The following is a 22,084-nucleotide window of genomic DNA, read 5'->3' on the forward strand; positions in this document are numbered from 1 at the left end:
GTCTGAATCGATCGTCAGAGAGCCTGCGACCAGATCGGCCGGCGATGCAGCCGAGTTTGCAAGCCGGACTGCCCGATGAACACAGGTTCGTCGGGCCTCACACCACCGAAGACGGTGGTGTCTCCTCGCGAAGAGCTGTATCCGTAGAGCCGTCGGGTGCCCAGGCAATGAGGTCGGCAGGGGGGAATGGGTCCGAGATCACAACCCGGCATGACGCGATGAGGGTTTCTGGGTGTCCGGGACCCTCGGGAATCTCGATCGGAACCTGATGACCCCATGGATGCTGGCCTGGCGGCCTGCTGCCGGGACGAAGGATCTCCCAGTTCAAGTCGTCTGGCTCCTTGCTCAGGTTGAGGAACTCGGAGACGGTCAGGCCGTCGAGCGCGCGAGCACTCGGCACGGCGACGGCACCCAACAGCTCAGTCAGACGTCGGGCGGGTCCTCGAGAATCTGTAGTGGCTGGGAGGGCCGTCGACAGCATGTCGCTGACTGTGTCGGAAGTGATCTCACGACGAAGTCCGTCGTCGTCCTTGATGGCTTGCGCGAGGTGCTCCCGAGGCCCGAGCAGTGGCTCGTTGCTGCGCGCGTCTCGGTGCCTCGCGAAGCCCGGTGGCGTGTGGTCGACGTCGGGATGGTCGAAGGGGCCGGCGACTGCGGCCTCAAAGTCTTGCTGCCATCGGTCCAAGGCCGAGGCGAAGACGCCGCCGATCCATCCGCTGGCGACTGTCGCCGAGCGTCCGTGTCGGCGCATGGTTGCGACACGCTCGGGCAGTGGGTTCGCAGCGGCGATCATCATGGGGAACGGGTGGGGGATTGAGGCGACCTCCATGCGCCCGTCCGCGCTCGGCTGGCCAGTGCTGTAGGGGCGGTGAAGCATGGCCGCGATGATCTCGGCATGGTCGTCAAACTCGATGGACGCAGCGCACAGCCTGGTTGCCTCGGTGGCGTGGTGACGCCCCGACTCGACGTGCCATCTTCGCAACCGCTGCAGGTCATAGTGCTCCAACGTCGCGATGCCGGCCCGCCATGCCGTGACCACCAGCGATAGCAGCGCCAAGAGCGACACCGTGACGCCAACGAGAATGTCCACGATCGGATTCGAGGTCTTGCCGCCGATCGTGCCAATCCCGATCAAGTCGGTCAGCGAGCCGACGATGCCGATCCACCGTTCGATGACGATGAACGCAGCAAGTGTCACTAGGCCGGCGACGATGCTGCGAACTCGACGCAGCCTTGCTGCGCTTGACCTCGCCTTCTCGTACTTCTCGAGTTCTCTTTCTGGAGTCCTTGGGCGTCCGGTGCATCGTCCTGCTGCGTTGTGCAGTTGAGTCTCCAGATAGTCCCGGAGCCGTCGAAACAGATTGTCCTCGGTAGAAGTGTCGAACAGCGCATCCTCGGCTGTCTCAGTTGGCCCGGCAGTCGCGCAGTCTTCGGGCGCAGCCAGCGGATCGGTAGCGATGATGCTGTTCGGGTCGTTCCAGACAAGCCGCCTGCCCTCACCGTCAACCGGGAACTTGAAGTGCCGAACAACATCATCTGAGGGTTCCCCGCCATCGACGAGGCAGATGGCAAAATCCCGCAGAACGTCCCAACGCACTGGATCACGCGGTGCGCCGCCTACCAGGTGGGACAGCCCTGACCGCTCAAGGTCCCTTCGGAGTGCAATTGGGTCGACTCGATCTCGCCCTGCTCCCTTCCACCTGCCGGCGACGATGTGGTCGCGCAGCCCGTCGAGTGCTCGCTCGTCTGCAGTCGCCTCGCCCGGTGGAGCAATCTCCTGGGTGAGGGCGTGCCAAGCCGCTCTCAGTCGTTCGGGCAACGAAACTCGGGGTTGAGGCTCCGGCTCGAATGGGCTGAAATCGAGTCCGAGGCTCGCGCACATCGCCTCGGCAGTCTGAGGCGGCGGCACGGCACCGGCCTGTGCGCGCACGGCACCAGAGCCGCTGGGCAGGGGCCAGGGCGGAGCGAGCGGCAGCAGACCTGTTGACGCCTCCCGCAGCAGTCGACCAGCAAATACGATGCGGACCTGTGGGCGCACGACGCGTATCGGGTTCACAGCCGCGTCGCCGCGATCGGTCTCGATCAGGTGGCCTCGGCTGAACCTCCACGCACCGCTCATCGTCAACGCGGTCGTCGCACACAGAGTCAATCGGCCTGCGGCGTCATGGGATGTCACGACGCTTTCGGCGGGCAGTCGATGGTGAGCGATTAAATCGACGTCGTGGATCAGGTGCATGTCGAACTGAGGCGAGAACGTCTCGTGCGCCACCGACGTTGCCTCGTCATGCACGGACACTGTCAGCGATCGGAATTCGACATCTGCGATACGGAACCGATCCTGCAGGCGACTGAGCACAAGCATCTCGTTCTCAAGTCCCTGCCTGCTCTTGGCAGTGTCGGAAGGAGTCCACGGGCGTAGAGCAGCGACCGTCAGCGACTCGACCGGTCTTTGCCGGAGAGCGTCTGACAGCTCCATCTCTGACCAGTCTCCTCGGACGTTTGTCTCACACCTGATGTCAGCTGTCGACAGAGCGAGTTCGTCGCGACCGCAGATCACCACCGGGCGCAGCAGGCCAGCGCGTGTCCATGCATCAAACTCGGTGCTAAGCCCGCTGATGTCACGGGCGACGATGATCGTGAGGCTGTGCTCTGTATGCGCGAGGAGGTCTCGACCCTGCGTGGCGGGAGTCATACGACAGGACTCTCGTCAACGTGGCGTAGGGAATCCTTCACCTGCTGGTAGCAGCCAATTGCCTCCGCGACGACTTCTCGGGTTGGGATACCGCTCTCGGCGCGGCCGTCGCGCGGCTTCGTCTCGCTCTCGCTACCCGACAGCGCTTGTGCTGCGACGCTCTCGAGATGCTCCAAGTTCAGTGACAGGTATCTGTCTGCGGCCGATCTGCGCTCCTCCGCGCTATCTCCGACGGCGCGTGGCTCGTCGACCCGCTCGTGAGGCGTGGTGCCAGTCTGAAGCCATGAGGCGAGATCGGCATGCAGACTCCCGACTGACTCGCCAAGGTCGTGGAGGCGCCGGTAGGACTCAAAGGCCGCCAGCTTGTCGCGGCTCACAAATGCAAACGCCAATCCGAACGACTCGAGCAGTCCGGCCAGGACATCATCGCTCTCGACCTGGGTGAGCAATGGGTATGGGAACTCGACCGGTCCGCCGTCACCGCTGATCAGCAAAGGCATCGACGTATCCGACGTGACGTAGCCGCACAGTCGTGCCACGGCGAAGCCGCGCATGAGCGCTTGACGGAGAACACGAGGCAGAGGAACGAACTGGTCAAGCCGACGAGCGCGCCGCCATCGCCAGAATGAGGCCTGCAGTTCGGCCTCATCGTCGACCGTGTCGAGGACTGCCTCCGCGACTGGTTCCGTAAACGAAGCCAAGGTCATCGGATGAACGGGCTTGCTCAGAAACGACGAGACCAGAACCGAAGACACGTCTGAGTCCGCCAGTTGGTAGTTGTCCTCGCCGATGATCTGCCGTGCGATGTCATGTGCCGGGTGGCTCTCAGGAAAGGGAAAGGGAGCGCACAGCAGCTCCTCAGCTCCGACAATTGGCGGTTGGCCGGGATACACCACCCCGTGCACAGCTGGGTCGATACGCACCAGCGGCGCAGACTGCAATTTGGCCGCCCCCAACTGAGCGCGGAGCCTTACCAGACGGTCGGCATGGTCAGCGCGAACGCTGCCGGTAACCGGGTCCCGCTCCGCCAAGTAGCTAGCTAGCCCCTCCTTGACGAAGCGATCGAATCGGGAGCTTGGTCGGCGAGTCCAACTAGTCACCCGCTCTGTGATTTCTTGGGCATCTGAAGGGCAGGTGAAAGCAGCCAAGCTGCTTTCCGTCGGCGACCAGACGCCATTCTGAGGCCACAGAAGCGGCACCGTCGAGTCGTCGCCGAGGACGAGGGCGAATCTGGCTGCATTGACGGGCAGCGATGCAGCAGTTCGCGGAGATTGGGCCTCCGCGCAGAGGTCGTCAAGCAGGCTTGGCCAAGTGTCATGTTGCTCTAGTGGCAGCTCTACAGAGGAAGGACGGTACGGAGGCGGCACACCGTCGTTGACCCGCGGCCACGCTTGCACCTCGGGTTGCTGGAGCGCGATGCCGACGCTGCGCGTGGCCATGCGCAGAGTGTCTCCGGCCGGAAAGAAGACTCGGTGGTTCGCCGCTTCGACGGCCATCGCAGCCATGTCAAGTCGTTCGGCGAGCCAGAGGCGTGCGATGCCTGTCGCGAGCCCCGCCACGACTTCGTTGAATGTCGCAGAATCCCTGTTGGTTGAGGGCACCTCCTGAATTCGTCGAAGCGCCTCGGAGAGCTCGTCGTCGGACTGGCGGCGCGCATCGTCGGAGCGTCGCCGGAGCGACTCTGCCTCGTCGTTGAGCAACTGGGCAGCTCGCTCGACCGCATGGCGGGCGACTTCGAGTGACGACTGAGCTACGACTGCCGAGACTGCCCGACACGTTGCCGCCAGCATCTCGGTTCCCCAGGTCGTTGCGTCGAATGACCTCGCGCGCTGAAGAGATTCGATGCGACGCTGCTGCGCTGCGCTTTGCAACCACGAGTGCCAATCGGCACCACTGCCTTCGATATTCGCCGGGAACTCGTCGTGGAGATCTGATTCGACTTTTCGGCGCTCACTTCGCGCTGCATCGTCATTCGCATAGGCGTCGCCCGCCGACAGAGCACCGCGATGCGACGTGTCTCCGGAGGCCCGCTGCCGGAGAGGCGTTGTGGCGTCGCCGCGGGCGATGTGCGCCGACCCGACCTCTGCTAACTCCTCGATGATGACGCTCTCGGGTTGATTGCCGCGGCCCGGGTCCTGCAACTCGTTGCGCAAGTGCCCGTGTGCGAGCGCCTCCAGCACCTCCCGCGCAAGCAGGTCAGTTGCCCAACGTTCGAATCGGTCACGACCGACCGAAAGTGTTGCGGCACCGAATGACGACACGGCGCCCGTTTGGTGCTGCTTGCCGAATGGGTAGCCACCGAGGCTGTCGGCTGCTCGATCGTCCCAGTTGACAGTCACAAAGTGATGCACCGCTTCTTGGACGGAGTAGTTCGTAACCCAGTTCGCCAAGGACTCGCCTACGGCCTTGTAGACAGACGTTGCATTGCCCAGATCGCCGCCGCGCATTGAGCGACGGCCAACTAGGAATGTGGCTTGCGGTCCGCGTCCTGGTTGATTGAGCGACCCGGCCCACAGCGGGAAGCCTTGCTGCTCGCTGTCCCAGTAGACGTTGAGCGTCTCGCTCAGGAGACTCAGCGCATTACCTGCCATTGAACTTCGGCGGGCGTCGAACTTGGGCTCATTGAAGATGTCGGGTGTGAACAGCACGAGTGACGGAAACGAACCATCAGGGTGAGTGTTTCTGATGATCTCCACGACATCGAGCGCGACGCCGGCCCCGGTGCCTCCTGCCATGGATGCGCACACCACGACCATTGGAGATGGCACTTCTCCGCCAGGTCTGACCGGCACGCGCAGCATCTCCGAGATCCGGGCGAGATCACCTGAAGATTGCTCCGCGGCTTCGAATGCGCGCTTGATCGGCGGTTCCAGAATGTGGTGGAGCGAGTCGATTCCAGCGAAGCGCCCGATAGCGCGATTGGCACCCGCCCCCGTCTTCAGCGGCACGCGTACCTCGCTCGGTCGTGGACGCCATCCGACGAGTTCCAGGTAGGCCCCTTCATTCTTCGAGGCGATGATCCGCCCGCTGTCGTCCTTGACGACCAGCGTCCGAGCTCGCGATGGCTCGTGCTGGGCGAGCACCGCTGGCTCGAGTCGCTGGTAGTTGTTGTGCGAAGGCGAGATTGAGTGAAAGTCGGACTGAGGCAGCAGCGGAATCTCTGTTGGGTCCTCTTGGATGTTCAGCGTGTCGAGCGCCAGAAACTCCCAGCCGGTCGGCATCTCGCCTGACCAGCCAGCATGTCGAATTCGCCGTTCGACGGCATCGCGCACATAGCGGATCGCCTTCGAGCCGGAGCCACCGCAACCGATCAGGATTGCTGGTCTGAGCATCGTTTCGTCTCCATTGCTATCGGGGCATGTCTCGTTGACGCATTCGAGTTCACGGCCGCGGGCTCGACTCTGCGGGGGTTAGACGAGGGGGTCATCAGGCTCACCTCCGAGCGGGTCGATTCGTTCCCCGGAGGACGCCTCAGGCCGGTCGGCCGGTGCGGCGCTCAATGGGTCCATGTCTCGACCCGAGTCCAAGCCGGGTTGCTGCGGCGGCTCACCTTCGTTGCCGGGTTCGCCGTCTTCTTCGCGCGGCTGCACCTCGGTGCCCGCCGTGAGAAACCTGCTGCGGACGCAGGCGCTGGCAGCAGCTTGGGCGGCTCGTTCGACGCCGTCCCCGGCATTAGACGGGTCCCGTGCCAGATCCCAGATCACCAACCGGGAATCTTCCCCGTGCTTCACGATGGCCCAGCCGTCACGCAACTCGGTGCCTACGATGCCGCGGTTCCGCCTCCTGCCCTTCGCGGCCAAGCACACCCCCTGCGAAGTCGTCGCTGTGATGCGGGGCCGGCTGCCGAGCAGCGCAGTCAGCCATTCCGTCCGCAGCCTCACCGGTCCGACCGAGGCGTGCGTCCTTCGTTGCGTAAGGGCGTGCGCAAGCGTCATCTGCTCGGGCCCCGGCGTGACAGCTTGACCGTCGGTCCGGACGAGCTCATCGCCGTCGAGCCTGACTTGCGCGACGAGCGTCTGACTGTTCCCAAGTGCCCGCCATCGACGCACTCGGGCCGCAGAGTGCACTCGCAGCCCTAATCCGAACATCGCGATGGTCAAGAGCAGCAACACAAACCATGCCCGCGTGTCGCTGGTGCTCGAGACTCGGATCTCGATGCCCGATGCCTGCCCGGTGCGCGGCATCGGGGAATACCGCCGACTCGCCTCGTCGCCGTAGCCTTGCGCTTCGGCTGTCTCAAGCAATGCCTCGGCATCGATGACACGTGCGGTGAAGTGGAACACAAAGTCTGCGACTAGGTCGTCGCTTGCCTCGACCTCGACGGGGATCGGAGGGCAACCGACGACGCCGTCAGGTGCTCCGGCGGGCACGTCGCAGCGCCACGATGCAATACCGCTGAGTTCGAGAGAGCGGCCATCCGCTGCAGTAGCTTCAACCCGAACCAACTCCAGGCGGCCATCGCGCGAGCCGGCCCCTGCGTCGACGGTGAAGGATCCGGCCGGTGTCAACCACCGCTCATCGTTGGGGGTGACGTCGGCGACGAATGGATGAGGGGAATCGTCACCCCATCCGCTGGCCCCGGTGACTTCAATTGGCAGCGATTCTGTCGCCATGGGCACATTCCAAGGAATCGACTCCCCGCCCCAGTCCACGTTCTGAACGAGCTGCGCCTGAACGAGAACCATCCCGCGCGTCTCGCCAAGGTGACCGACCATGCCGGGCACCTCCATGAGCTCGCTGGCGATGTCGGAGGCCGACCAGCGCAGATCTTCCATGACCGTGTATCCGTCGGTTCGGCCGACCCTCAGGCGGTCCAGATTGGTCTCGGGTGCGTCCACGCTGAGTTCGACGTGGCCCTGGAACGGACCATGCTCGGTTATCACCTCGCCACGCAATTCGTCCCGCTCGTAGAAGGCCCGTAACTCGGGAAGGCCTTCTTCTTCAATGCGCGGCGGGCTGACTCGCGCTAGCAATCGCTCCGGGCCGCGGAAGATCACCTTCCACTCACCCTCCCACCCGGCGACAGGCGACGAGCCCAAGCTGCCGACTGAAGCCTGGGCGGCCTGGTGTGCTCTGACCTTGCGCCAATTGAACGTCGGCGCATGCGTGAGCAGGAATGTGGGGCGGTGCAGTAGTTCGGCCTCGGCGAATATCTCAGGAAAGTCGACCTTGCTGGGATCGCTGCCGGGTCGCTGGATGAGGATTTCGATGCTGTCAGGCTCGTCAAGATCTCGCAGGTGAATGAACAGGTCGAATGACTGGGTCTGAATGTCGATCTGGAACGCGTATTCGCAAGTTGGGCTCCCGTCAGAGCTGCTCACTCCTACGCAAGGCTCGGGTGGAGCAGGTTGCTCGATGGATTCGAATGCGTCGTCGACGACTGTCTCGCTGAGCGAGTCTGCGAGCAGGCCGGCCTCGGACACGTCGACGATCTCGCCTATCAGGGGGTGAGCACATGGCCGCGAGCTCCTGCCGTACAGCCTCCGCAGGGTCTCGGGGACACCCTTTCCGGGTGAGGAGAGATGAACGGCTGTGACCTCGACCTTGGCCTCGCTCAGGCGGGCCGCAGCGCCATTGGCCGCGCACAGTTCATCGATCTGGCCGGATTCTTCGTCGGTCAGGACGGACTTGACCGATGGGTCGGTGTGGTGCGCGCCATCGGTAAACCAGAAGATGCGTTTGCATTCGGACTGCGGTTCGTTGACGAAGCGCTGCAGGGCACCCGACAAGGCTTCGCGGTAGTCGGTATTGCCACCGTCGACGCGCGTCGCGACATCTTCGACGCTTGCAGCAAGGCGCTGTGCCGCGGCGGAGTCAGCAGTCGCGGTCAAGCGCACCCAGGGACTCTCGCCGTAGTCGCTCGCGAAGCTGTCAGCGGCGACGAAGAGCCGTACCTCGCCGTACCTCGGCTGCCTCAGCAGTCTTTGGAGATCGCTGAGCGCAGCCAGGCCACCGTCGCGTCGGCGCGCGTTCGGGTCGGTCTCCTTGAGACTGCCGCTGATGTCGAAGAGCATCAGCAGGCGAACCGCGTCAGTGGCATCGCACACAGCCGGCACCTGTGCTTGTGCCTGTGCGTGGCGCGGAGCGCTGGTGAGCGTGAGGGCACTCGCGAGCAGGAGGGCAGCAAGAACGCTGGCCGTAAGGCAGCCCCAACGGCGGCTCACAGCGCGAGCACCTGAGCCAGGCTCCACGCTGCCCACACCGCGCCCGCGAGTGCGATGAGTCGTACGGCGATCCAACTTGGCACGCGGTGCCCGCCGCCGACGAGGTGAGACTCGACCCGCTTGGCGGTGTACAGGATCCATGTGCCGGCGTAGAACAGAAGAGCCAGAACGAAGCACACGGCGTTGGCCGCGCGGCTGGTGCCAGACGAGGCCGAACTGATGGCGGCGCCCACGGAAGCCAGTGCGAGGAGGGCTGCGAGAGCAAAGCGAGCCCGGCTTGAGCGTCGACCCTGTGGGTCTCGCGAGGCAGACGGGCCTCTCGACTCGCTCAGCGGGTCGGCGTTGTCCCAGTCCCGGGATGATGTCGTCGCCGAGCGTCCGGCGGCGGTGCCGGGTTGCGACTGACTCCACGAGTCATCGCTGAAGGGATCGCTATTCACGTCCAACTCATGGCATACATCGCCATTCGTGCATATTTGCACATGTCTGTGACAAACATATGGGAAAGAGAAGACCGCTCAGAGGCGTACGGAATGGCACACTGACATCTGGCGCCTGGCATTCAGGCCGCAATTGGTTCAGGCAATGCCGCAGGTCACAGCGCGTGACGGACTGTTCGCCTCTCCGACGCCTCTATTGATCTGCAATCGTGCGGAGGGTGATGGACACGCGTCGCTGGCGTGGCACCCTGTGGTCATCCCATATGTCGCTACGTCGCTTGGCGATGCCGTGACGCCACTTCGAGCGCGCGTCGCCGTGCAGGAGGACGAGGCTGCGAGGCTCGAGACGCTGCACATGACTCTCGCCGGTCTGATCACGGCAGAAATCCATGTTGGTCGCTGAGCCCAGACTGACCGTCGCGATGACAGGGCCGAAGCAGTCCCGGTCGACGTGGGGAGCGATTCCTTGCCCAGGCAAGTATTCGTTGATGATCGCCTGTTCGAACGGGTGTGCAGCGCGGAGCTGCTGTCTTGCTTCGCTCGAGGCGGTCTCGTGAACTTTGTGGGCCAGACGGTCTAGCCACTCAGGCAGCGGTCCTATGCAAGCCGATTCATCCAGGTTGCGGCTTGAGTAGTCGTACTTGTATCCGAAATGCAGCACCCGTCGGGAGATGTCGGCGAGCCATTCGGCGCCGTCAATCCTCGCGAGAATCTCAAGAAGATCGCTCTCCTCCGCAGGCTGCAAGAAGTCGGGGTAATACTCCAGACCGTCAGGCGCGGTGACGGCCTCCTCATCCAGCGCAAAGAGTCGCATGCTCATGACCGCAGGACCCAATGCTCCGCCTGCACCTGCCAGTTTCGGTCTTGCCAGTCCCAACCCACGCGCCCGTCACTGCCGTCCATGCTCGGATATCGTCTCTGAACCTTGACCCTAACGGGCTTGGTCTTTGGTGTGATGCCAGCTCGTTTGAGCATTGCGCCGAGTTCAGGGAACTTGTCACCGCTGAGGTTGGCAGCCGTCGTGTAGATCAGCTCCACTGCTCGGTCAGCCGCATCGACGGCTTCCTTGATGACTGACACCCACTGTTCGAGGTGATCAGTGGTCACCGCATCTTGGTGAGCTACGTAGCTGAATGCGAAGAGCATTCGGTGGCCGTCGTTGGGGTCGAGATCATCGAGCGTTGGGACGTACCTGGCCGATCTGAATCCCTTGGCGACATGACCGAGGATGCGCTCTCCGAGTGCCCGCATCATCAGGTTCGGATCGAATGCCACATATTCGATTCGTCGTTGTCGAGCATTGCCGAGGGCTTCTTGCAAGGCCACTGCAACTGTCGCTGCGCCAGCGCCGATATCGACCACCAGCAGCCGCTCTCCCTTGACTGGCGGGGCGTGACCCGAGTCCTTGTACGCCTCGTTGAAGACCTCTCGAAAGACATCTGCGTGGCCTCGCTGGTAGCGACGAGTGTCGTGTACCGCGAAGGCATCGGGTGCTTCTGGCTCCAGTCGCCCCCGTCGGCTGTTAGAGGCGGCAGCGGCTCGCTGCTCTTCTGAGATCGAGTTCCACTGTGAGCTAATGACGGTGTCGAATGCTCCGTCGTACGCCGCGTCGCGGCCCATGTCTGACACACCGCGTCCTCTCGAACACTCGGCGAACCCCACGTGACAGCCCCTCTGACCTGCCAGCGAGGCGACACACAATTCTGCCCAGAACATGTGGAAATACACACATTGATCAGGCGGCGTGGCGACGCGGAATCTGAGACCGGTGTCCTAACTTGTTCGGGAGTGGCACGCCGAATGATGCGCTGCGGTACGCCGCGACCCCGACGCCCGCGGTGCATTTCGATGCTCGCACTCGCAGTCTTGCTCGGTGCTTGCGATGCCACCGAGGATTCGCAGGCCTTCTTGCCGACCGCTCACCAAGTCACCGCAGGCGCGAACTCGAGTCCAGCGGAGCCGAGTGGACGCGCAACCAGCAGCCTCCTCCCCGACAGCATTCCTTTGACAGACAGAGGCATCGCTGCCGAACGCGACCCGCAGGTCGCGCAGCCGGATGAGACGTCAACTCACCTGCAACGTGACCAAACGGACGGCGCAGTTGCTCCCGACGATGAGACGGCCGAGCGTCAGATCGGCGACAGCGGCGACGACAGCCGCGGTGCTGCTCCGGACGATGTCGGTGCTGCAGCGCTGCCGCAAGTGACGTTTCCGGAAGCCAGCGTTCGCGACCCCGAGACCGAAGCGGCGGACCTCGAGCGCCGTCGCAGCGTCATCGGGCTGTTCGAGCGGCTGCGCGTTGCGGCAGAGCATCGTTCCGGCTACGACCGGGACGCGCTGTTCAACGGGTGGCTCTACAGCGGCGGCCTGTCCACCCGGGAGCGGGTGCTGCGCGACGAGCGGCGCAGCGACGGCAACTGGCTTTCGGTCTATGACTCCGCAGTCGTCACGGAAGCGGCAGAGCTCGATATCGATCATCTCGTGCCGCTGGCGGAAGCGTGGGAATCCGGCGGGCACTTGTGGACTGCGGCAACGTGGGCCCGGTTCGCCAACGACCTCGGCGATCCACGGTCGCTCATCGCGGTCAGCGCATCGACAAATCGCAGCAAGGGAGCGCGTGACCCTGCCGAATGGTGGCCGCCGGACGCCGGCTATCGCTGCCAATACGCAGCCGACTGGATCGCCGTCAAGACTCGCTGGGACCTGGCTGTCGATCTAGCCGAGCGCAGTGCGCTCGAGTCGCGGATCGAGCAGTGTGCGGCAGGTCAGTTTGAGTTCGACCTGCCGCAATTCGCCGTAGACGCCAGCGAATGACGAGCGCGCCGCATGGCTCTGTTGAGCGCACGAGCGCTTCGTCGAGCCGGGTCACCGCCAGTCGGCCGGCACGGGGACCTCGCGCAGGTAGCCGTCGGCGTCGAGGTGACGATCGCCGCCGCTTGCCCATTCGTCGATGGCAGCCCTGATGTCGGTCTGGGTGACTGCCGGGTCCTCGCGGCGCAGGCGGGCCTCGATCATCCGCTCGGCGCTCTCGAAGAGGTCGAAGACGGTGATGTCCCGGCTCGCGTCACGCTCGACGCTCCCAAGATACGGCAAGCGCCCCAGCGGCCCAATCAACGAGTTGCTTGGGGATCGCATTCAAGAACCTGCCGGTCGGTAGGCGTCGCTGCGATGGGAGATGCGCAAGACCTCGACGATCCGATCTGTGTCGTCAATGCGATAGACGACGCGGTAGGTGCCTCGTCGGGCGCTCCACAGCCCTTCGAGTTCGTCTCGCAGCGGCACGCCGATGTGCCGCGGAGCCTCGAGCAGCGGTCCGGTGATCAACTCGATGACGGCGGCGGCGACGGCCTCTGGCAGCTTGTTGGCGAGCGCTGCTGCTGCTGGTCCTGCGACGACGAGGTCGTAGGGCGCTGTGCTCATCCGTCGCGGAGAGCCCGGACCGCCTCCACCCCGCGAACGACATCTCCTACGGCGATGGCGTGCTGGGCTGCCGCGAGTTCGCGCAGTGCCTCGCTGTCGGTCAGGATCGCGAGCGTTTCCTCCAGCGATTCAAGATCCTGAGGGCTCATGAGCACCGCTGCAGGCGATCCGTTGCGAGTGATGACGACTCGCTCGTGCTGGCTGTGCACACGCTCCACGAAGTCAGAGAATTGATCCCTCACGGTACGCAGCGATTCGGTCGACATGGCCACAATTGTGCCACGGACTGATGGAGATCGTGCACACAGTTCCGGCTCCCGGCGTCGAAGACCCTGACCGTCGGCGGGGCACGGCACAATGAGGGTGTGAGTCTTCCCGTGTTCGGCCGGGCAGCGGCCGGACGCCGCTGCGAGAAGCTTGGCTAGGACCATGCCTGCGGTGTCGCGCGTGCTGCCGTGGCGGCGCATCGCGAACACGGTCGCGGCCGACATCTCGCCGGTGGTCGAGCGCTACCGCCAGCGCTGGCCCAAACGATCGCCCGAGCTGATCATCCGGGCCTACGAGGCGGCGGCGGCGGCGCACGAGGGTCAGCGACGCAAGACCGGCGAGGCGTACATCACACATCCGGTGGCGGTGGCACGGGTGGTGGCCGAACTCGGCCTTGACGACACGTCGATTGCCGCGGCACTGCTACACGACGCGGTGGAGGACACCAGCGTCGAGCTGGTGGCGCTCTCCGACGAGTTCGGCCCCGAGGTAGCGGCCATCGTGGACGGCGTCACCAAGCTGGACCGGGTGCGGTTCGCATCCAAGCAGGCCCAGCAGGCTGCCACCTTGCGCAAGATGCTGGTGGCCATCGCGAACGATCCGCGCGTGCTGATGATCAAGCTGTCGGACCGGCTGCACAACATGCGAACGGTGGGGGCGCTGACCGGCGCGAAACAAGCCGACGTGGCCCGCGAGACGCTCGACATCTACGCCCCGCTCGCCAACCGGCTGGGCATGCAACAGGTGCGCGACGAACTGGAAGACCTGGCCTTCGCAGCGCTGTACCCGAAGCGATACGCCGAGATCGACCGCATGCTGGCCGAGCGCACCCCCGAGCAGGAGCGCTACGTCGACCAAGTGCTGGAGGAGGTCCGCGAGCAGCTCTCCCGCATGAAGATCGAGGCCACGGTGACCGGGCGCAAGAAGCACCACTGGAGCGTCTACGAGAAGATGGTCATCAAGAACCGCTCGTTCGACGAGATCTTCGACCTGGTGGGCATCCGGGTGGTGGTGCCGACCATCCGCGACGCCTACGCCGCGCTGGGCTCCATACACGCGACGTGGAAGCCGGTCACGGGCCGGTTCAAGGACTACATCGCTATGCCCAAGTTCAACCTGTACCAGTCGCTGCACACGACGGTGGTGGGGCCTGCCGGCACGGCTGTGGAGGTGCAGATCCGCACCGACGAGATGCACCAGCGGGCCGAGTACGGCGTGGCGGCCCACTGGCGCTACAAATCGGAGCGCAACGGCGGCAGCAGCAAGGGCAGCAGCAAGGGCAGCAAGGCCGAGCGCCACGGCAGCGCGGCTGCAGAGGCCGACATGCCGTGGCTGAGCCGGCTGGTCGAGTGGCAGGCCGAGTCCGACGACCCGGCCGAGTTCATGCGCACGATCGCGAGCGACCTCGGCCACGGCGAGGTGTACGTGTTCACGCCCAAGGGCGACGTGGTCACGCTGCCGACCGGTGCCACGCCGATCGACTTCGCGTACGCCATTCACACCGACATCGGCGACTCGCTGATCGGCGCCAAGATCGACGGACGGCTGGTGCCGCTGGATCGGCCGCTGCGCTCGGGCGACACCGTCGAGGCGTTCACCTCGGACGACCCGGGGACGCGGCCGTCACGCGACTGGCTGGAGATCGCGGTCACGCCCCGGGCCCGCTACAGCATCCGGCGCTGGTTCGCCCGCTCGGACCGGTCCGAGTGGGAGGCCGCCGGGCGGGAAGCCGTCTCGGACGAGCTGCGCTCCGAGGGGCTCAAGGCGTCGCTGCTGATCGACGGCGACGAGATGCGCGCCGTGGCCGAGCAGTTCAGCCGGGCCGATCTGGACCAGCTCTTCGAAGCGGTCGGCAAGGGCGACGTGCGGCCCCATTCGGTGGCCAAGCGGCTGGTCAGCCACTTGCGAGGCGAGGGCGACGGCGTGCAGCTGCCGGCCCGGCCCGCCAGGCAGCGGGGCTCGCGCCGCCGCCGCTCCGCCGGCGTGCACGTCGACGGTCACGACGACGCGCTGGTGCGCCTGGCGCGGTGCTGCAGCCCGGTACGCGGCGACGAGATTTTGGGCTTCTCGACCAGCGGGCGCGGCATCTCGGTGCATCGGGCCGACTGCGCCAACGCGGCCGAGCTGGCAACGGCGTCGGGGGCCCGCCAGGTCGAGGTGGAATGGGACGAGAGCTGGGCGGGCGAGTTCGCCGCCGCACTCGAGGTTCGGGGCCTGGACCGCAACCGGCTGCTGCTCGACGTGGTGCAGGTGGTGTCGGGCCGCCACGATCTGTCGATAGCGAGCTGCGACACCTTCGTGGGCGACGACCAGGTGGCGGTCATGCAGTTCGAGGTGGAGGTCGGTGACCCGATCCTGCTGGACCAGCTGCTGGCCGCCCTGCGCGAGGTGCCCGGCGTGTTCGATGCCTACCGCACCCTCGAAGGCCTCGCCCGCACCGAGTACTGAAGCCCTGGGCAGCTAGGACTGGCGACGGCAGCGCCGTAACCTGCGCTGGTCATGTCCGGTACTCCCTCGACGCCCGCGAGCCCGCCTGACGGCGACGATGCAGCGGCCGGAAAATCGTTCCGGACGCCGATCGGAACGCACGACCTGGCACCGCCCGAATCGGGGCGCTGGGTGGCGCTGCTGGGCACGTTCATCGGGTTGGCCGACCGCGCCGGCTTCGGCTACCTGCAGACGCCGATCTTCGAGGACATCGGCGTGTTCGCCCGCATCGGCGAGGGCACCGACGTGGTCGGCAAGGAGATGTACGAGTTCTTCGACCGCAGCGACCGCCATCTGGCGCTGCGGCCCGAGTGCACGGCGTCGGTGTGCCGCGCGTTCGCCCAGCACCGCCCGACCACGCCGTGGAAGGTCTGGTACCAGGGGCCGTTCTTCCGCTACGAGGCACCCCAGGCCGGCCGCTACCGGCAGTTCCACCAGATCGGCGCGGAGACGCTCGGCACCGACGACGCGGACGCCGACGTCGAGATCATCGCTCTCGCTGCCGAGTTCTTCCACTCAATCGGCCTGCAGCGGGTGCCGCTGCTGGTGAACTCGATGGGCGATGCCGACACGCGCGCCGCATACGGCGAAGCGCTGAGCACATACCTGCAGCAGCGGGCCGGCGACGTGGATCCCGAGGATCGGGACAAGATCGAGCGTCACCCGCTTCGCATCCTGGACTCCAAGCGCGCAGCGACCGAGGCCGTGGCCGCCGAAGCCCCGCAGATCACCGACTACCTGAACGCGGAAACGGCAGCCCACTTCGAGCGGGTCCGCGAAGGCCTCACTGCGCTCGGCATCGAGCACCGAGTGGAGCCCAAGCTGGTGCGCGGCCTCGACTACTACACCCGCACCACCTTCGAGTTCCGCGCCGCCAGCCTCGACGCCGCCCAGGACACCGTCTGCGGCGGCGGCCGTTACAACGGGCTCGTCGAGGCGCTGGGCGGCCCGCCGACACCCGGCATCGGGTTCGCGCTCGGCATCGAACGACTGCTGCTGGCCTGCGACGCCGAGGGCGTGTTCGACGTTCCGACGCAGCGGGCCGAGGTGTGGGTGATCGATACGGCAGGCGGCGCAGCGGCGCGCGATCTCACGCACGAACTGCGCTCGGTGGGCATCAGGGCCGACCGGGCCTTCGACGACCGGTCGATGCGGGCGCAGATGCGCGCCGCCGACCGCTCCGGTGCCGAGATCGCGCTCATCGTGGGAACCGACGAGATCGACGCCGGCACGGTCACCGTGCGACCGCTTCGCCGGCCCGACGGCGGCAGCACCGGCATGGCACAGCAGACCGTGCCGCATGCCGACCTGCTGGGCACGCTGCGGCGCATCTTCGACGAGCTCAATGCGGAAGGTGGAACGTGATGGGCGCAGCGATGCGAACCGACTACTGCGGGCGGCTGAGCCGTGCCGACATCGGCCGGGTAGTCACCGTCTGCGGCTGGGTCTCCCGGCGCCGCGAGCACGGCGAGCACCTGGCCTTCGTCGACCTGCGCGACCGCACCGGCATCGTGCAGTGCGTCGTGGACCACGCTCACGATCTGCGTTCGGAGTACGTGCTGTCGGTGACGGGCACAGTACGCGAACGACCGGAGGACACCGCCAATCCCGACCTGGCCACCGGCGAGATCGAGATTGGCGACGCAACCGTCGAGGTGCTGTCGTCATCTGAGCCGCCGCCGTTCCAGATCGACGGGCGCACCGAGGTCGACGAGATGCTGCGCATCCGCCATCGCTACCTGGACCTGCGGAACCCTCGCATGCACTCCAACCTGGTGAATCGGGCACGGGTGAATGCAGCCATCCGCCGCGCGATGGAGGCAGCGGAGTTCATCGAGGTCGAGACGCCCACGCTGGTGGCCTCGACACCCGAAGGCGCCCGCGACTTCGTGGTGCCCAGCCGGCTGCACCAGGGGCGCTTCTACGCGCTGCCGCAGAGCCCGCAGCTGTTCAAGCAGCTCTGCATGGTGGGCGGCATCGACCGCTACTACCAGATCGCCCGCTGCCTGCGCGACGAGGACCTGCGAGCCGACCGCCAGTTCGAGTTCACCCAGCTCGACCTGGAGATGAGCTTCGCCAGCGGCGCCGAAGTGCGAGCCGTGATCAGCGAGGCAGTTGCCGAAGCCGCTTCCGAGATCACCGGCGTGCGCCCCGCAGCGATGCCTGAGATCACCTGGCACGAGGCGATCGACCGCTACGGATCGGACAAGCCCGACCTGCGGTTCGGGCTCGAGCTCGTCGAGCTCACCGACCTGTTCGCCGAGACCGGCTTCAACGCGTTCAAGGCACCGGCTGTGCGGGGCATCCGGGTGCCCGGCGGCGGGGATATCAGCCGCAACGCGGTCGACGATCTCACCAAGCAGTGCCAGCGCTGGGGCGCCAAGGGCCTCGTGTGGATGAGGGTCAGCGCCGGAGAGCCGCTGGCCGACGGCGCCCGCAGCGGGGCCGGCGGCCGGCTGGCCGTCACTTCGCCGGTCGCCAAATTCATGTCAGACGCCGAGATCGACGGCGTGCTGGAGCGCCTGGGCGCCGAGCCGGGCGACATGTGCTACCTGGTGGCCGACACCTGGCGCAGGGCCAGCGGGGTGCTCGGCCTGCTGCGACTCGAGCTGGGCCGTCCCCCGGTGAACGAGGGCGGCTTGCACTTCCTGTGGGTGGTGGATTTCCCGCTCTTCGAAGATGTCAGCGCAGACGGCCTGCCGATCCCGGCGCACCATCCGTTCACGATGCCCCACGCCGACGACCTGGACGTGGTCGCAGCGGCCTCGGCGCGCATGGCGTCAGGCGGGGGCTTCGACGCTGACACGCTGCTGGGCGTGCGATCGCAGGCGTACGACCTGGTGCTCAACGGCTGGGAGCTGGGCTCGGGCAGCGTGCGGATCCATCGGGGCGATATTCAGCAGCAGGTCTTCGATCTGCTGGGCATCGACCCGGCCGCAGCCCAGGAGCGGTTCGGGTTCCTGCTGGACGCATTCCGGTACGGCGCCCCGCCGCACGCCGGCTTCGCCTTCGGCATCGACCGCCTGGCAGCGCTGCTGTGCGGCGAGGAGAACATCCGCGAGGTCATCGCGTTCCCCAAGAGCCAGTCCGGCGCTGATCCGCTCACCAACGCCCCCAGCCACATCTCCCAGGATCAGCTCGACGAGCTGGGGCTGGCTGTCGTCGCCCGTGAGGGCGAGCATGGAGATGTTGTGCAGGATGACGGGGACGATTCGTGAACAGCGGTGATCTCGCTGCGGTGGTGGTGACGGTCTGCGTCCTGATCGCGCTGGTGGCGCTCATCGTCGTGCTGACCCAGGCATTCGCCTTGATGCGGGAACTGCGGCGCAAGCTGGAGGACTTCGACGCCAAGGTCGGACCAGCATTGGGCCAGCTGGCGGACACTGCCGAGATGGCCCAGGCCGAGATCAGCCGGCTGCGTGACCTGCTGAACATCGCTCAGAAGGTCGCCGGGCTGGCCGAATCGGCCGGTGCCGCCACCGCACGGGTTGCTGCAACCCCTGTCGACAAGGTGCGATCGGCAATTTCTGTGCTACGCGGAGCGCAGACAGGCAGCACAGGGTTGCGCGACAAGGCCGCCGATGAAGAGCGCGAGACTGCCTCCGGCGGCGCAGGCGGTGCCGCCAGCGGCCAGACCGAGGAGCGCTGAGGTGTTCAAGCGACTGCGTTGGCTGACCTTGGGTGCCGGCTTGGGTGCCGGCGCATCGCTGTGGGTGCAGCGACGCCTGCGAAACCTGATCGACCGGTACGCGCCCGCGCGCGGCACTGCAACAGTGCTGGGCACGGCCCGCCGGGTGCGCCGGGATCTCAAGGATGCGTGGCAGGACGGCCGCAGGCGCGTCGACGAAGCGTGGGAGGACGGCAAGCGCCAGATGCACGATGCCGAGCAGCGCCTGCGCGACGAGCGGGACCGCCGCTGGGCCGAGCGCCGCCACCGCCGCGAAGCCGCCTAGAGCGCCCCCGGAGGCCGCGAAGCGGCCATAGCTATCCTTGCTCCGATGCGTGCTGGGGAACTGCGTGAAGCGTTCAACTCGTTCTGGGCGGAGCGCGGCCACGAAGTCCGCGCCTCCGCGAGCCTGATCCCGCACGAGCCGTCGCTGTTGTTCACGGTGGCGGGCATGGTGCCGTTCATGCCGTACTTCCTCGGCGAGGAGGTGCCGCCGACGCGCCGCATGGTCACCATCCAGAAATGCGTCCGGGCGGGCGGCAAGCACAACGACCTCGACGACATTGGCCGCACGAACCGCCATTTCACGTTCTTCGAGATGATGGGCAACTTCAGCTTCGGCGACTACTTCAAGGCCGAAGCCATCCCCTGGGCCTGGGAGTTCGTCACCGAGGTGCTCGGACTCGAGCGGGACAAGCTGTGGGTGACCGTGCACGTCAGCGACGACGAGGCCGCCGACATCTGGCAGACCTCGGTCGGCATCCCGCCCGAGCGCATCCAGCGCCTCGACAAGGACAACTGGTGGGCGGCCGGCGATGTGGGGCCGTGCGGGCCCTGCAGCGAGATCTTCTACGACCTCGGTCCCGAGCTGGGCGACGGCGGGGGACCCGCGCACGGCGGCGAGGACCGCTTCGTCGAGATCTGGAACCTGGTGTTCATGCAGTTCGCGGCCGACGGCACTGGCGACCTGACGCCGCTGGAGGCCCCCGGCATCGACACCGGCGCCGGCCTCGAGCGGATCCTGGCGGTGCTGCAGGGTGTGCCCGCAGCGTGGGACATCGACCTGTTCGCGCCGCTGCTGGCCGAAGCCGAGCGCATCTGCGGCAAGACCTACGGCGCCGATCCTGAGACCGACGTCTCGATGCGCATCTTCGCCGACCACGCCCGCACGACGGCGATGCTCATCTCCGACGGCGTGTTCCCCTCCAACGAGGACCGCGGCTACGTGCTGCGGCGCATCATCCGCCGTGCCGTGCGTCACGCCTGGGTGCTCGGCGTCACCGACGTCGTGATGCCGCGGCTGGTCGAGATCGTCGTCGACGTCATGGGCGACCACTACACCGACTTGGTCAAGAACCGCCAGTTCATCGCCGACGTGGTGGCCCGCGAGGAGGAGCGCTTCCGGACCACGCTGGCCGCGGGCCAGAAGATCCTCGACGAGGCGACCGCTGCGCTTGACTCGACAGTGCTCGACGGCGAGGTCGCTTTCCTGCTCCACGACACGCACGGCTTCCCGGTGGAGGTGACCGAGGAGATCCTCACCGAGCGCGGCCTGAGCCTCGACCGGGACGGCTTCGAGGCTGCGATGGAACGCCAGCGCGAGCGAGCACGCGCCGGCCGGGCGGGCGGCCCGACGTTCGCGGACGAGCGCTACCGGGAGATCCTGGCGCAGTTCGGACCCACCCAGTTCGTGCGCGATGCCTCCACGGTGGCCGACGCGCGGGTGCTCGCCGTCTTCGACGTGCCGCCCGCTGACCGGCCCGAGGCAGACGACGCAACCGGCGACTTGGTCGAGGTCTTCCTGGACCGCACGCCCTTCTATGCCGAGAGCGGCGGGCAGATCGGCGACATCGGCACCATCACCGGTCCCGGCGGCAGCATCGAGGTGATCGACTGCACCTACGCGCTCGCCGACTTGCACCGTCACACCGGGCGCGTCGTCGGCGAGGGTGTCGAAGCCGGGTCGCTGGCGAGCGCCGAGATCGACGACGAGCGGCGGGCTGCGATACGCCGCAATCACACGGGCACCCACGTTCTGCACTGGGCACTGCGGGAGGTGTTGGGCGACCATGTCAAGCAGGCAGGCTCGCTGGTGGCGCCCGACCGGCTGCGTTTCGACTTCAGCCACTACGAGGGCGTCAGCCGCGACCAGCTGCGCGAGATCGAGCGCGCGGCGAACGCCGAGATCATCGCCAACGGCCGCTGCCGCCACTACGAGACGTCGATGAGCCACGCGCAGGCCATCGGCGCCATCGCGTTCTTCGGCGACAAGTACGGCGACGTCGTGCGGGTGCTCGAAGCGGGCGAGCACTCGGTGGAACTGTGCGGCGGCACCCATGTGGCGGCCCTCGGCGACATCGGGCACCTGCGCATCGTCTCGGAGTCGAGCATCGGCTCGAACATGCGGCGCATCGAGGCGGTCACCGGTCTGGCGACCGTCGATCGGCTCGCCGACGCCGAGGACACCTTGGACTCGCTGGCCGAGATGCTCAATGCCCAGCCCGACGAGCTCGCCGCGGCCATGCAGCGACGGCTGGACGAGACCCGCGAGCTCCGTCGCCAGGTACGCGATCTGCAGCGGTCGATGGCGTCGTCACGGGCCGACGAGTTGGCGGCCGGGGCCGACGACGGCGTTGTGGTCGCCGATCTCGGCGACCTCGAGCGCGACTCATTGAGAGACTTGGCTGTGTCGGTGCGCGACCGGAACGGCATTCGCGCCGTGGTGCTCGCCTCCGCGCCCGCCGCCGGGGGAGTGGCGTTGGTCGCTGCGGTGGATCCCGACGGCGGCCTGTCTGCCGGCGACCTGCTGCGCGATGCAGCCCGGACGGTCGGCGGCGGATTCGGCGCCAAGGGCGACCCGCCGCTGGTCGTGGCCGGCGGCCGGAACCCTGACGGCATCGGCGACGCCCTGGCCCAAGCCCGAGCGGCGGCACTCGGCACGTGAGAC

General features: G+C 66.4%; 16 protein-coding genes. 7 read left to right on the plus strand and 9 right to left on the minus strand.

Features of this window, described 5'->3' with window-relative positions; all coding sequences use genetic code 11:
• Positions 1–97: 97 nt before the first annotated feature.
• The 6 genes from ACOGXE_RS13850 to ACOGXE_RS13875 form a co-directional block, all read right to left on the minus strand.
• Complete coding sequence (locus ACOGXE_RS13850) at positions 98–1,198, minus strand: hypothetical protein (protein WP_419931487.1); 1,101 nt, start codon at positions 1,196–1,198, stop codon at positions 98–100.
• A 1,490-nt stretch (positions 1,199–2,688) separates the two neighbouring features.
• Positions 2,689–6,024: a tubulin-like doman-containing protein gene (locus tag ACOGXE_RS13855; protein WP_419931488.1), complete on the minus strand. Its 3,336-nt coding sequence runs from the start codon at positions 6,022–6,024 to the stop codon at positions 2,689–2,691.
• A 78-nt stretch (positions 6,025–6,102) separates the two neighbouring features.
• Positions 6,103–8,739 (minus strand): hypothetical protein, encoded by a 2,637-nt coding sequence (locus tag ACOGXE_RS13860; protein WP_419931489.1) that lies wholly within the window; start codon positions 8,737–8,739, stop codon positions 6,103–6,105.
• Between the two features lie 113 nt (positions 8,740–8,852).
• The gene (locus ACOGXE_RS13865; RefSeq protein ID WP_419931490.1) at positions 8,853–9,089 is read right to left on the minus strand and encodes a hypothetical protein; all 237 of its coding nucleotides are present in this window, start codon (positions 9,087–9,089) and stop codon (positions 8,853–8,855) included.
• 400 nt (positions 9,090–9,489) lie between these two features.
• Positions 9,490–10,116, minus strand: a complete 627-nt coding sequence (locus ACOGXE_RS13870; RefSeq protein ID WP_419931491.1) for an alpha-ketoglutarate-dependent dioxygenase AlkB — start codon at positions 10,114–10,116, stop codon at positions 9,490–9,492.
• Positions 10,113–10,658, minus strand: a complete 546-nt coding sequence (locus tag ACOGXE_RS13875) for a hypothetical protein (RefSeq protein WP_419931492.1) — start codon at positions 10,656–10,658, stop codon at positions 10,113–10,115. The genes ACOGXE_RS13870 and ACOGXE_RS13875 overlap by 4 nt, the downstream gene beginning before the upstream one ends.
• Before the next feature lie 642 nt (positions 10,659–11,300).
• On the opposite strand from ACOGXE_RS13875, the gene ACOGXE_RS13880 reads away from it, so the two are divergent.
• Positions 11,301–12,110 carry an HNH endonuclease family protein gene (locus tag ACOGXE_RS13880; protein WP_419931493.1) on the plus strand — a complete coding sequence of 270 codons (810 nt, stop codon included), beginning with the start codon at positions 11,301–11,303 and terminating at the stop codon, positions 12,108–12,110.
• Between the two features lie 51 nt (positions 12,111–12,161).
• Here the strand turns inward: ACOGXE_RS13880 and ACOGXE_RS13885 are convergent, their stop codons facing one another.
• Genes ACOGXE_RS13885 through ACOGXE_RS13895 form a run of 3 tightly spaced genes read right to left on the minus strand, consistent with a single transcriptional unit; the run spans position 12,162 to position 12,982 of the window.
• Positions 12,162–12,389, minus strand: a complete 228-nt coding sequence (locus tag ACOGXE_RS13885) for a hypothetical protein (RefSeq protein WP_419931494.1) — start codon at positions 12,387–12,389, stop codon at positions 12,162–12,164.
• 42 nt (positions 12,390–12,431) lie between these two features.
• Positions 12,432–12,716: a type II toxin-antitoxin system RelE family toxin gene (locus ACOGXE_RS13890; RefSeq protein WP_419931495.1), complete on the minus strand. Its 285-nt coding sequence runs from the start codon at positions 12,714–12,716 to the stop codon at positions 12,432–12,434.
• A complete protein-coding gene (locus ACOGXE_RS13895; protein ID WP_419931497.1) occupies positions 12,713–12,982 on the minus strand; it encodes a type II toxin-antitoxin system Phd/YefM family antitoxin in 270 nt (89 codons plus the stop codon). Before ACOGXE_RS13895 ends, ACOGXE_RS13890 begins: the two co-directional genes overlap by 4 nt.
• 163 nt (positions 12,983–13,145) lie before the next feature.
• On the opposite strand from ACOGXE_RS13895, the gene ACOGXE_RS13900 reads away from it, so the two are divergent.
• Genes ACOGXE_RS13900 through alaS form a run of 6 tightly spaced genes read left to right on the plus strand, consistent with a single transcriptional unit; the run spans position 13,146 to position 22,081 of the window.
• On the plus strand, positions 13,146–15,431 hold the full coding sequence (locus ACOGXE_RS13900) for a RelA/SpoT family protein (protein ID WP_419931498.1): 2,286 nt from the start codon (positions 13,146–13,148) through the stop codon (positions 15,429–15,431).
• A 51-nt stretch (positions 15,432–15,482) separates the two neighbouring features.
• Positions 15,483–16,835: a histidine--tRNA ligase gene (gene hisS / locus ACOGXE_RS13905; protein ID WP_419931499.1), complete on the plus strand. Its 1,353-nt coding sequence runs from the start codon at positions 15,483–15,485 to the stop codon at positions 16,833–16,835.
• Positions 16,835–18,688, plus strand: coding sequence for an aspartate--tRNA ligase (aspS, locus tag ACOGXE_RS13910; protein WP_419931500.1), 1,854 nt, complete (start codon positions 16,835–16,837; stop codon positions 18,686–18,688). Before hisS ends, aspS begins: the two co-directional genes overlap by 1 nt.
• Positions 18,685–19,119 (plus strand): hypothetical protein, encoded by a 435-nt coding sequence (locus tag ACOGXE_RS13915; protein WP_419931501.1) that lies wholly within the window; start codon positions 18,685–18,687, stop codon positions 19,117–19,119. Before aspS ends, ACOGXE_RS13915 begins: the two co-directional genes overlap by 4 nt.
• Before the next feature lies 1 nt (position 19,120).
• A complete protein-coding gene (locus tag ACOGXE_RS13920; protein ID WP_419931502.1) occupies positions 19,121–19,423 on the plus strand; it encodes a hypothetical protein in 303 nt (100 codons plus the stop codon).
• Positions 19,424–19,468: 45 nt separating this feature from the next.
• Positions 19,469–22,081, plus strand: coding sequence for an alanine--tRNA ligase (alaS, locus tag ACOGXE_RS13925; protein ID WP_419931503.1), 2,613 nt, complete (start codon positions 19,469–19,471; stop codon positions 22,079–22,081).
• Positions 22,082–22,084: the final 3 nt, after the last annotated feature.

Origin of the sequence: Candidatus Poriferisodalis sp., from assembly GCF_965208555.1 — a bacterium.
Taxonomy (GTDB): domain Bacteria; phylum Actinomycetota; class Acidimicrobiia; order Acidimicrobiales; family Poriferisodalaceae; genus Poriferisodalis.

Bases quoted from the DNA above. Each gene is read 5' to 3' on its own strand.
- ACOGXE_RS13855 (WP_419931488.1), bottom strand. From the start codon at position 6,024: ATGCTCAGACCAGCAATCCTGATCGGTTGCGGTGGCTCCGGCTCGAAG.
- ACOGXE_RS13870 (WP_419931491.1), bottom strand. From the start codon at position 10,116: ATGAGCATGCGACTCTTTGCGCTGGATGAGGAGGCCGTCACCGCGCCT.
- ACOGXE_RS13890 (WP_419931495.1), bottom strand. From the start codon at position 12,716: ATGAGCACAGCGCCCTACGACCTCGTCGTCGCAGGACCAGCAGCAGCA.
- ACOGXE_RS13895 (WP_419931497.1), bottom strand. From the start codon at position 12,982: ATGTCGACCGAATCGCTGCGTACCGTGAGGGATCAATTCTCTGACTTC.
- ACOGXE_RS13900 (WP_419931498.1), top strand. From the start codon at position 13,146: ATGCCTGCGGTGTCGCGCGTGCTGCCGTGGCGGCGCATCGCGAACACG.
- hisS (WP_419931499.1), top strand. From the start codon at position 15,483: ATGTCCGGTACTCCCTCGACGCCCGCGAGCCCGCCTGACGGCGACGAT.
- aspS (WP_419931500.1), top strand. From the start codon at position 16,835: ATGGGCGCAGCGATGCGAACCGACTACTGCGGGCGGCTGAGCCGTGCC.
- alaS (WP_419931503.1), top strand. From the start codon at position 19,469: ATGCGTGCTGGGGAACTGCGTGAAGCGTTCAACTCGTTCTGGGCGGAG.